This window comes from Lacrimispora xylanisolvens, assembly GCF_002934545.1.
GTDB classification, from domain to species: domain Bacteria; phylum Bacillota; class Clostridia; order Lachnospirales; family Lachnospiraceae; genus Lacrimispora; species Lacrimispora xylanisolvens.
Genome location: NZ_PTJA01000007.1, coordinates 111,355 through 123,425 on the forward strand (window position 1 = coordinate 111,355; position 12,071 = coordinate 123,425).

The 12,071-nt window shown below is 44.8% G+C and carries 8 protein-coding genes; all 8 read right to left on the reverse strand.

Annotated features, from left to right (window positions below):
* Positions 1-16: 16 nt before the first annotated feature.
* The 8 genes from fmt to BXY41_RS14220 all read right to left on the reverse strand — a co-directional run bounded on the left by fmt (position 17) and on the right by BXY41_RS14220 (position 11,897).
* A complete protein-coding gene (fmt, locus tag BXY41_RS14185) occupies positions 17-952 on the reverse strand; it encodes a methionyl-tRNA formyltransferase (RefSeq protein WP_104437519.1) in 936 nt (311 codons plus the stop codon).
* Positions 952-1,446 (reverse strand): peptide deformylase, encoded by a 495-nt coding sequence (gene def, locus BXY41_RS14190; protein WP_104437520.1) that lies wholly within the window; start codon positions 1,444-1,446, stop codon positions 952-954. Before def ends, fmt begins: the two co-directional genes overlap by 1 nt.
* A gap of 17 nt (positions 1,447-1,463) precedes the next feature.
* Positions 1,464-3,692, reverse strand: a complete 2,229-nt coding sequence (gene priA / locus BXY41_RS14195) for a replication restart helicase PriA (protein ID WP_104437521.1) — start codon at positions 3,690-3,692, stop codon at positions 1,464-1,466.
* A 24-nt stretch (positions 3,693-3,716) separates the two neighbouring features.
* Positions 3,717-5,081, reverse strand: coding sequence for a UDP-N-acetylmuramoyl-tripeptide--D-alanyl-D-alanine ligase (locus BXY41_RS14200; RefSeq protein ID WP_104437522.1), 1,365 nt, complete (start codon positions 5,079-5,081; stop codon positions 3,717-3,719).
* 112 nt (positions 5,082-5,193) lie between these two features.
* The gene (locus BXY41_RS14205; protein ID WP_104437523.1) at positions 5,194-6,678 is read right to left on the reverse strand and encodes a UDP-N-acetylmuramoyl-L-alanyl-D-glutamate--2,6-diaminopimelate ligase; all 1,485 of its coding nucleotides are present in this window, start codon (positions 6,676-6,678) and stop codon (positions 5,194-5,196) included.
* Positions 6,679-6,691: 13 nt separating this feature from the next.
* The gene (locus tag BXY41_RS14210; protein ID WP_104437524.1) at positions 6,692-8,362 is read right to left on the reverse strand and encodes a formate--tetrahydrofolate ligase; all 1,671 of its coding nucleotides are present in this window, start codon (positions 8,360-8,362) and stop codon (positions 6,692-6,694) included.
* Between the two features lie 51 nt (positions 8,363-8,413).
* Complete coding sequence (locus BXY41_RS14215) at positions 8,414-11,143, reverse strand: FtsK/SpoIIIE family DNA translocase (protein ID WP_341457840.1); 2,730 nt, start codon at positions 11,141-11,143, stop codon at positions 8,414-8,416.
* Positions 11,144-11,204: 61 nt separating this feature from the next.
* Positions 11,205-11,897 carry a ClpP family protease gene (locus BXY41_RS14220; protein WP_207715626.1) on the reverse strand — a complete coding sequence of 231 codons (693 nt, stop codon included), beginning with the start codon at positions 11,895-11,897 and terminating at the stop codon, positions 11,205-11,207.
* Between the last annotated feature and the right edge of the window lie 174 nt (positions 11,898-12,071).

The window sequence follows — 12,071 nt, forward strand, 5'->3', positions numbered from 1 at the left end:
ATACTGTCTGTATTCCTTACATATGTTTAAAAACAGTTCCATTCTCGATCTGGTAACCCCGTAAAAAAGCGCCGATCTCCATCCGCTTCTTTCCCTGCAGCTGAAGTTCTTTAATGGATAATCCGCCTTTGCCGGTTTTCACCACCAGATGATCCTTTCCGGTTTCCACTACCTGGCCGCAGACGCCTTCATATTCCTGATCCACCACATCTGCATCCCAAAGTTTTATTACTTTTCCATCCCAGTCTGTGTAAGCACTTGGCCAGGGGTTTAATCCACGAATCAGCCGTTCGATGGAGACGGCATCCATGGACCAGTCGATATCACCCATGTTTTTCTTAATCATTCCCACATAACACATTTGTGACTCATCCTGCTTTTTTAAAACAGCAGTACCGTCTTCTATATCTTTCAGAGTTTTAATAAGAAGCTTTCCACCCACATGGCTCAGCTTCTCATGAAGGCTTCCGCCAGTCTCTTTTTTGTCCAAAACAACAACTTCCTGATCAAGCATATCTCCAGTATCCAGAGTTTCTGCCATCATCATGGTCGTGATACCGCTTACCTCTTCCCCGTTTATTACCACATATTGAATAGGGGATGCACCACGGTATTTGGGAAGAAGGGACGCATGGATATTAATACAGCCAAATTTGGGAATATCTAAAATGCTTTTTGGAAGAAGCTGTCCGAAAGCGGCGACCACCATCACATCCGGGTTTAAATCTTTCAGTATTTTTACAAATTCAGGATCTCTTGCCTTCACCGGCTGATAAACGGGAATTCCATATTCCAGCGCCTTTTCCTTTACCGGTGTCGTAGAAACTTCTTTTCCTCTTCCCTTTGGTTTATCCGGCTGGGTCACTACCGCCATTACATCATGCCCTGCCTCTACCAGTGCACAAAGGGCAGGAACCGAAAAATCAGGAGTTCCCATAAATATGACTTTCATCAATATTCCTCAACCTCCTCTTCCTCTTCTTCCAGAGTCACGTCTTCAATTTCTCCTTCTACCTTATCCACAAACAGCTCACCGCTTAAATGATCGCATTCGTGGCAGATGGCACGGGCAAGGAGTTCTTCTCCTTCCAGCACAAATGGCTGCATATCAGCGTCAAATGCCTTAACTTTCACATAATTTGGTCTGGTAACAGTTCCGGATTTTCCAGGCACACTTAAGCAGCCTTCTGGTCCGGTCTGTTCTCCGTCTGTCTCAATAATCTCCGGATTAATGAGAACGTACTGATTGCCATCCTCCACATCAATGACGACAATCTGCTTTAATATTCCTACCTGGGGAGCTGCAAGACCTACGCCATTGGCCTCATACATGGTTTCAAACATGTCTTTGATTAAATCGGTAATTCTTGGTGTGATCTCCTTCACAGGTTTACATTTTTTTCTTAAAATTTCATCTCCAATGGTTCTAATTTTTCTAATCGCCATTTTATTTGTCCTCTCATTTACGAAAAATCATATTGGATCAAGACTTGTTCAAACAATTCAGGATGATTTTCTGAAAAACCATCAATTTGATCCCTGATTTTAATTAGTATATCATAGTTTTCTTGTTTCAAGTATAAAATTTTTCTATATATATCATTAATTTTGTATACAGATGCCTCTACCGGCCCGATCAGCTGAACCTGTTCCGGCTCTCCTATTGCAGTTGCAAATGCCCCTGCAGCGGCAGCTGTTTCCGTGAGAACGGACTCATTGCGTGACGAGAACTGAATGGTTAAAAGGCCGCTTGCAGGGGGGTATTTCATCAGGCGGCGAAACGCCATCTCCTGCTTATAAAACGCCTCGTAATCCTGACTGGCAGCTGTAACAATGCTGTAATGATCCGGGCTGTAGGTCTGAATAATCACATCTCCTGCCTTAGCATCCCTGCCAGCTCTGCCAGCAGCCTGGGTAAGAAGCTGAAACGTCCGCTCTCCAGACCGGTAATCCGGCGTGTTTAAGGATAAGTCAGCTGCCATTACCCCCACCAGGGTCACGTCAGGAAAATCATGACCCTTTACAATCATCTGGGTACCAATGAGTATATCACCCTCATGTTCGGCAAAGGCTGACAGTATGGCTTCGTGTCCGCCCTTTTCTTTTGTGGTATCCAAATCCATACGCAGAATTCTGGCCTGGGGAAACATCTTCTTTGTCATCTGCTCAATCTTTTGTGTTCCCACTCCAAAGTTTGCAATATAGGGGGAACTGCAGGAGGGACATTTCGATGGCATAGGAATGGTATGTCCGCAGTAATGGCAGACTAGCCGGCTGTTGTTATGCAGTGTCAGTGTTACATCACAGTGAGGGCATCGTATGGCTTCCCCGCAGGAACGGCAGGAAACAAAATTGGCATAGCCTCTGCGGTTTATAAACAACATGATCTGCTCTTTTTTCCTTAGCCGTTCTTCCATCAGCATCTGCAGTTTTCTGCTGAATATGGACTTGTTTCCATCCTTTAACTCCTGCCTCAGATCCACAACCGATACTTCAGCCAGGCTGCTGTCCTTCTTTGCCCGTTCCGTGAGACGAAATAACTGGTATTCTCCCCTCAGGGCCTTTGTGTAAGCTTCCAGAGATGGGGTTGCAGAGCCCAGCACCAAAGATGCGTCCTCCATCTGTGCCCGCTTCGCAGCAACCTCTCTGGCGTGATATCTTGGTACTGTTTCACTTTTATAAGCACCTTCATGCTCTTCATCGATAAGAATCAGCCCCAACCTGGAAAACGGGGTAAATAAAGCGGATCTTGGACCGATCATAATATCAATATCGCCATTTTTCGCACGTTCAAACTGATCGAAACGTTCTCCTGCTGACAAACGGGAATTAATAATGGAAACCCGGTTTCCAAATCTGCCGTAGAACCGCATCACCGTCTGATAGGTCAGTGCAATTTCAGGAATCAGAACAATAACCTGCCTGTCATCTTCAATAACGCGCTGAATCAATTCCATATAAACTTCTGTTTTGCCGCTGCCGGTAATTCCATGGATCAGATACGTATCCCGTTTGCCTTCTGAATAGTCCCGGTTAAAACTGTCCACAATGATCTGCTGCCCAGTATTTAAGCGGAGTCTTTTTTCTTCCTGACTGTCTATCTGAATGGGATTGCGGTAAATTTCTTCCGATTCAAGACAAATATCACCCTTTTCAATCAAAGGCTTTATTGCCGATGCAGAAAGGTTCATCTGATTTACTGCAATTTCGTATGGAATCACAGGATTATCAAGCAGTGCCAAAAAAAGCCGGACTCTTGCCTTGTAACTCTTTTTTTCCGCTTCCCTTAATGCACTGCTTAACTGTTCCCGGTTTAAAAGACTTCTTATGATTTTCTTTTCTTTTGGCTTTACCTTCTGTTTGACCGGAAGCACGGTTTTCAGTGCCTGATTCATGGTAGAGCCATACTGTTCTTTTAACCACCACGCAAGAGTGATCAGCCTCGATTCCGCCGATACCCCATCCGTGACGATTCCTCCGATTTCTTTTATCTTATCCGGATCATAACTGGCCTTGGCCGTAATTCCCACCACATATCCCTTACGCATGGTATTCCCCTTGCCAAAAGGAATCAGAACCCTGGTTCCTACTGTAATCTCCTGACATAAATGCTGGGGAATCCGGTAATCGAAGGTTCTGTCTACTTTTTCGTGAGAAATATCAATAATGATCCTGGCATATGTTCCTGACATTCATTTCCTCCAGAGGCGGACTGGTTAATGAAACTGTTCTGCTACCTGCCCCAGTTTCATGCTGTTAGATCCTTTAAACAGCACACAGTCACCCGTCTTTAATTCTTCCTTTAAATAAGCGGTTAGCGGTTCCTGTTCCATAAATTCTTTTACTGTAATTTCCGGTGCATTCTCCCTTACTGCTCTGGCGATTTCTCCTGCCAGTTCTCCCAGTGTTACCACGCAGTCAACCGGATGTGCTGCAATATATGTACCAATTTCGTAGTGATATTCCGGTGAACGGTCTCCCAGCTCCTTCATATCAGCCAGTACGGCAATCTTTCTTTTTGCTTTGGTAATAGAACTTAAAACTTCAAGCCCCGCTTTCATGGAAACCGGACTGGCGTTATAAGTATCATCAATTACGGTGAAGGTACCAGTATCATAAATCTGCTGGCGGTTTTTATATCCATTAAAGCTCATCAGGGACTTTGCCGCTTCTTCCATTGGAATCCCGTTTTCTGCCGCAACCGCCAGAGATACCATGGCATTTAAAATATTATGGCTTCCCATTACAGATAACCGTACAGAGACTTTCTGCTGGTTATGCACTGCCGTGAACACAGGGAATCCATCTTCCAAATGGATGTCAACCGCTCTGTAATCACTATTTTCTCCAGTTCCATAGAAAATCGTTCTACAGCCTTCCTTTGCTTTTGTATCTTTTAGCATATCGTCGTCTCCGTTTAAAAAGAGAATTCCGTTTTCACAAAGGCCATCCTGGATAGTCAGTTTTTCTCTGTATATGTTTTCTCTTGATCCCAGCTGTTCGATATGCGCCACTCCGATGTTGGTTATAACAGCCATATGGATTCTGGCGATTCTGGCAATCACGGTGAGTTCTCCCGGTTCACTCATTCCCAGTTCGATCACGCCAATCTCATCTTCTGGTGTGATTTCGCAAAGAGTGATGGGAAGCCCAATCTGGCTGTTGCTGTTACCTGGAGTTTTATAAACCTGATAACGGGAAGAAAGCGCACATGCCACCATCTCTCTGGTAGTTGTCTTACCTACGCTTCCTGTAATGCCGATGAGGGGAAGAGATAAACGATCCCTGTAAAAACTCCCCACTGCCTGAAGCGCCTTTTTCGTATCGTCAACCCGTATCCAGGGCTTTTCTGATTCCATAACATCATGCTCGCTGGTTAAAACAGCTGCTGCGCCATGTTCAAATGCCTGATCAATAAAACGATGGGCATCCACCTTTTCCCCGATAATTGGTACAAATAAATCATTTCCCTTCATGGTTCTGGAATCGATACTGATGTGTTCTAAAACCGTATCCTCCCTTCCGCAAAGAAGTGTTCCGCCTGTAGCTGCAAGTATTTCCTTACCTGTCATATTTACCATGATTCCTCCGTTCCATGTCCGCTTCCTGCGCACATTCCTGCCATCTTCCGTGGAAAAGCCGAAAGCCACATTTCCTCAACGGCCTCCGGCATTCTTTTTCTTATGGCAATTTCTATTTACTCAGTCTGTCAAGAAATTCAGTACTCTGTACAACGTTTAAGATTTCTTCCCTGTCAGAAAAATGATGGCGTTCCCCATTCACTTCCTGATAGTCTTCATGGCCTTTGCCAATTACAGCAATCATATCGCCGGGCATTGCATGTAAAATGCCGTAACGAATGGCTTCTCTTCTGTCAGGGATCTCAATAAAAGTTCCCTCCGTTTTTGAAATACTGCTTCTGATATCTGCAATGATGTCTTCTGTTTTCTCAAAACGGGAGTTATCCGCTGTCAGAATGGTGAAATCTGCAAGACGGCCCGCACTGTCGCCCATGGAATAGCGGCGGTCTTTGGAGCGGTTTCCTCCGCAGCCAAAAACGCAGACCAGACGTTTTGGATTATAATCTCTCAGCGTCTTTAAAAGACTCTCCATGCTGACTGCGTTATGGGCATAATCCACAATAACGGTACATCTTTCAGAGGAATAAACGATTTCCATTCTTCCGTTTACGCTTAGATGCTCCAGCCCATGACAGATCTTTTCCTTGGGCAGATTTAAAAAACTTAAAACGCTGACTGCAGCAAGAGCATTGGCAACATTGAATCTGCCGGGAATGTTGACACGGACAGCCAGTTCATAGATTCCCTTTACATCAAATTCAAGTCCCACAAAATCAGACTGGGCTACATAGCGGATATTCTCAGCTTTAAAGCTGGTTCCTTCCTGGTCAAGGGAAAAAGAATAAAGCTTGCAGGACGCATCCTTAACCGCCTCCTTAAAATGTTCGTCATCCCCATTCATAATGCCCACTTTGGAACGCTGAAAAATCAATGACTTGTAATATAAATATTCTTCAAAATTCTCATGTTCATCCGGTCCGATGTGATCGGGGGAAATGTTGGTAAATAAGCCATAGTCAAATGTCAGACCATCCACCCGGTGCATCTTAAACGCCTGAGAGGACACTTCCATAACCATATACTCACAGCCTTCTTCTGCCATTTGATAAAACGCCTGGTGAAGCTGGTAAGATTCCGGTGTTGTATTAGCCGTGGGAGTCACCTTCTCTCCGATGACAATCCCTGTGGTTCCAATCATCCCCACTTTCTTTCCGCATGCCTCTAAAATGGCCTTTATCATATGGGTGGTGGTGGTCTTTCCCTTTGTGCCGGTCACCCCAATGGTCACCATACGTTTGGCTGGATAATCAAATCTGGCGGCAGACAACACAGCCAGTGCTTCTCTGGCACTATGTACGAATATGGCAGTCACTCCTTCCGGTACGCTCACTCTGCGTTCCAGAACAAGAACAGTCACTCCTTTTTCCACCACTTCCGCTATAAAATCATGGGAATCGACTCTGGTGCCTACGGTGCAGACAAATACTGCACCGCTTCTGGCCTTTCTGGAGTCATAGACCACATCTTCTACTTCCACATCAGGATTCCCCTGCAATAATTCATAATCCAGATCCTTAAGCCACTGACTAAACTTCATAAAAACCTCCAAATCAGAATAATCCTGTGATTACTCCCTCATTATTTACATCAATACTATCAGCTGCCGGTTTCTTCGGCAGACCAGGCATCGTCATAATGGCGCCTGTTAAAACAACAACAAATCCAGCACCGGCGCTGACGTAAGCATCCCGTACATTTATTTCAAACCCCTGGGGACGGCCCAGCTTTGTCTGATCATCAGATAAAGAGTACTGTGTTTTAGCCATGCACACCGGCAGGCTGCCAAATCCCATCTCTTCAAATTTTCTGATGGATTTTAAAGCGGATGGCGCATAGGTCACTCCGTCTGCCCCGTAAATTTCTCTGGCAACGGTACTGATCTTATCTTCAAGACTCATGTCGTCAGGATAGATGGGTGCGAAATGACTGGTTTTGTTTTCCAGTGTTTCAAGAACCTTTTCTGCCAGCTGGATTCCGCCTTCCCCGCCTTTTTCCCAAACCTGGGACAAAGCAAATTCGCAGCCTTTTTCCTCACAGAAATTCTTAACAAACTGATATTCGTTTTCCGTATCTGTCACAAAGGAATTCAGGGTTACGACAACGGGAACGCCGTACTTTTGCATATTTTCAATGTGCTTTTCAAGGTTTACGATTCCTTTTTTCAAAGCTTCTAAATTCTCGTCTTTCAGCTGATCTTTTGGTACGCCGCCGTTGTATTTTAACGCTCTTACAGTGGCTACCAGAACAATGGCATCCGGTTTTAAGGAAGCTTTTCTGCATTTAATATCCAGGAACTTTTCTGCACCTAAATCCGCACCGAAACCAGCCTCAGTCACAACTACATCCGCTAATTTTAAAGCGGTCTTTGTGGCACGCACGCTGTTGCAGCCGTGGGCGATATTGGCAAACGGACCGCCGTGTACGATTGCACCGGTATGCTCCAGAGTCTGAATCAGATTGGGTTTCAGCGCATCCTTAAGCAGGGCCGCCATGGCGCCTACTGCATTTAACTGAGCTGCAGTCACCGGCTCTCCGGAATAATTATATGCAACAATAATTCGTCCCAACCGTTCTTTTAAATCATTCATATCATCTGCAAGGCAGAGAATTGCCATAATTTCAGAAGCAACCGTAATCACGAAATGATCCTCTCTTACAAACCCTTCCGCTTTTGAGCCAAGTCCTACCACTATATTTCTTAATGCCCGGTCATTCATATCCAGACATCTCTTCCAGAGAATCTGCCTTGTATCGATTCCAAGAGCATTGCCCTGGTGAATGTGGTTGTCAAGAAGGGCGGAAAGTAAATTGTTCGCAGAGGTAATAGCATGAAAATCTCCGGTAAAATGAAGATTTAAATCTTCCATGGGAACAACCTGGGCATATCCGCCGCCGGCAGCTCCTCCCTTGATTCCAAAGCAGGGTCCTAAGGATGGTTCTCTTAAGGCTATCATCGCCTTTTTGCCCATCTTTCCAAATGCCTGTCCAAGCCCTACCGTAGTGGTGGTTTTCCCTTCTCCCGCCGGTGTGGGATTGATTGCGGTAACAAGAACCAGTTTTCCATCCGGACGATCCTTTACCTGCTCCCATAATTCATCGGAAAGCTTTGCTTTATATTTGCCGTAAAGTTCTAAATCGTCCTCTGCAATCCCATAGGATGCTGCCACTTCCTTAATTGGTATCATCGTTGCTTCCTGTGCGATCTCAATATCTGTTTTCATACGTATCATCCTCCTTATATGTAAGCAATGGTTTTTTACTCTCCCGTCTTGCTAAAACGCCTCTTCAAATTCTTCCATGGTCATAAGCACCTTACGGGGCTTGGTTCCTTCTTCTTCTCCTACCACGCCGGCTTCCGCAAGCTGATCCATAATTCTTGCAGCCCTGTTAAATCCGATTTTATACATCCTCTGCAGCATGCCGATGGAAGCTTTGTCTTTTTCAATGATGAATCTGCCTGCCTGGATAAAATATTCATCCCGGTCACTTCCGCCGCCTTTGGAATCTGCAGCGGTTGGCGCAGAGGCAATCATGTTCTCCACTTCCGGATTGTAATCCGGTGTCATTCCCTGTTCCGTTAGAAAGTCCACAACCTTGGAAACTTCCGAATCGGAAACAAATGCACCCTGCACACGCATGGGTTTTGGATAACCGGCAGGATAAAACAGCATATCACCCTTTCCAAGAAGCTTCTCCGCACCATTCATGTCAATAATGGTTCTGGAATCTACACCGGAAGAAACGGCAAACGCCACTCTTGACGGCACATTCGCTTTAATCAGACCGGTAATAACGTTGACAGACGGACGCTGTGTGGCAATTACCAGATGGATTCCTGCTGCTCTGGCCAGCTGGGCAAGGCGGCAGATGGAATCCTCGACTTCCCCTGGAGCTACCATCATTAAATCAGCAAGCTCGTCGATAATAATTACGATCTGAGGCATCTTCTGGGGTTTGTTTTCATCCTCAATGTCCTTTAAGCTTTCCACTTTCGCGTTGTAGCCTTTAATCTCTCTGACATTATACTGGGCAAATTTATTATAACGGTCTGTCATCTCCGCAACCGCCCAGTTTAATGCTCCCGATGCCTTCTTCGGATCAGTCACAACCGGAAGAAGCAGGTGGGGGATCCCGTTATAAACACTTAATTCCACCACTTTGGGGTCCACCATGATCAGCTTCACATCGTCAGGATCCGCTTTAAAAATAATACTCATAATCAGGGTATTAATACAGACAGACTTACCGGAGCCTGTCGCTCCTGCAATCAGTAAATGGGGCATCTTGGCAATATCCGTTACCACAACCTGTCCGCCGATATCCTTGCCCACTGCAAAAGCAATATTGGAGGAGTGCTTCTGAAAGCCGTCCGCCTCCAGAATATCTCTTAAATACACCATATTGTTTTCTTTATTGGGCACTTCAATTCCCACTGCTGATTTCCCCGGAATGGGCGCTTCGATTCGTATATCTGCGGCTGCAAGACTTAGCTTAATATCATCAGCAAGACTTACAATTTTGCTTACCTTTACTCCCTGCTCCGGGTGGAGTTCGTATCTGGTTACGGAAGGTCCGCAGCTGATATTGGTCACCGTTACTCCCACACCGAAATTCTGCAGTGTTTTCTGCAGCTTAATGGCTGTTTCTTTGTATTCCCGGTCAGAAAAAACCGCTGCTTTGCCTTTTTTAAGCAGCGAAAGAGGTGGAAACTTATATTCCTGTTTCACAATTTCCTTTTTTTGAATCATCTGTTTGCTTACATTAAAATCATCGTCTTTTTGCGATTCTTCCCGTTTCTTCTCCAGTTTTTTCTGAAGAGCCTCTGTGTCGGTCTCAATGATCTTGCCGGAAGCAGTTACCACCTGTTTGGGCTCCTCTGGTATGGAGAATGTCTCTCTGATTGCCGGCTCTTGCGGCTCTGGCTCTTCCGGATAGAAATCATCCTCTACAAGTTCCATTTCCTTAAGAGTTCTGACATCCTTCTTCATATAGAAGGAAGCCTCATCCGAACTTCGTTTGTACGGAGTCACGATATCATCTGGTTCAAAGGGAACAGAATCATCGTCATCCTCATCCGGTTCCGGTGAAATGCTTCCTCTGAATACGTCAGCCGGGTTTGGTTCTTCTGTTTCAACCGCTGTGACTGCTGTCAGCTTATTGGTCTGTGAATCAATCTCATCGGCAATATCACCGATACCAGTATGTTCCTCTTCCTCATAGAGATCCCGCTCAAAATCTGGTTTATCCGGAATTTCCTCTTCCTGGACAGCGGACAGCCTGGTGGCATCTAAATTGACCCCACGGAGTTTCTGTTCTTCTTTCAGTTGTTTTCTAAGTTCCTGGCGCTGTGCGTGAATCTCCATATGCATGTCCATGTTCTCTTTCGCATGGTGATACGCCTTTCCGCTTCCTGTCTTTACAATATTCACAAAGGATTTTTCTGTAATGCAGACCAGTGAAATGATGATCAGAACCAGAGTTACCAGATAAGCTCCCACCACTCCGATTATGGAAACAAGCCCCTCTGCAAGTAAACCGCCGATCAGGCCTCCTCCTTTTCCGCTGACAGAAGCTTCCAGATAAATATTCAAAAGTCCCGTTTTCTCTCCTGTATTCACACCAAAAAGCAGCTGCAAAAAACCACACAAAGAAACCAGCGCCAAAACACATGAGACCAGCTTAAATACTGCTCTCGGGTTTCCCTGGTTTGAAATATAGAATGCGATTCCTGCAAACATCAATACCGGTGCAATGTATCCAATTCCGCCAAATATACCAAGCTGCACGCTGCGGAAAAAATCACCTACCATTCCGCATAAATGAAAATTGCTTAAAAACAAAATGGCCGCAGCGGCAAATGACATAATAATCACGACTTCTGAGTGGATAAATTCCGGTTCCGGCAAAACCACATTCTTCCTTGATCTGGTGTTTCCTGCTCTCCCGTTTTTTGTTTTTGTCCCTTTTTTAGCTGTTGTCTTCTTCTTTGTTGTCTCAGGCACAATACTTCCCCCTTCTATCCATTGGTATCAGTATACAAAAAAAACGGGAGAATTGCAACGGCTAAGAGGAAGCAGTTTCCATCAGTTCATATAATTTTTTTAACGCATCTTTAATTCCGCCTACTTCATCAATCAGACCTTCCTTCACTGTTTCCTCGCCTACCAGTACCGTACCTAAGTCTCTGGTAAGCATTTCCGTATTAAGCATAAGCCTTTTTAGCTGATCATAAGCAATCTTTGCATGATTGGAGACAAAGCTTAAAATCCGATCCTGTATCATTTCAAAATACTCATAGGTCTGGGAAGCTCCGATTACCATACCGGTCATTCTCACCGGGTGGATCATCATGGTTCCGGTGGGAACGATAAAGGAATAATTGGTACTTACTGCCAGAGGAACTCCGATGGAATGGCTGCCTCCAAGAACCAGTGAGACTGTGGGAATACTTAAGGATGCAATCATCTCCGCAATGGCTAATCCCGCATCTACATCTCCTCCTGAAGTATTTAAAAGAACTAATAACCCTTCCACTGAGTCATCATCTTCTATTTCTGCAAGCTTTGGGAGGACATGATCGTATTTGGTGGCTTTGCTGTTGCTGGAGAGATTCTCATGTCCTTCAATCTCACCGATAATGGTCAGCAGATGAATTTTACGTTTCCCCTCATTATCATCAAGGGTCATCTGGCCATATTCTTCCAGCTTCTGATCTTCCTTTTGTTCAATATCCTTTTCCGTTTTTTTCTCTTCCAGATTTTCTTTTCTGGTTCCTTCTGCATTTTTTACTTCTGTATTGGCTGCTTCATTCTCTTCCTGACGGTTATTTCTATCTTCAGATTCTTTCACGTAAGAAAACCTCCTGTTTGCTGATAATATTGAATCGCTTTCATATGATGTGAAAAAAACAGTAAAAATATGCCTTATTTT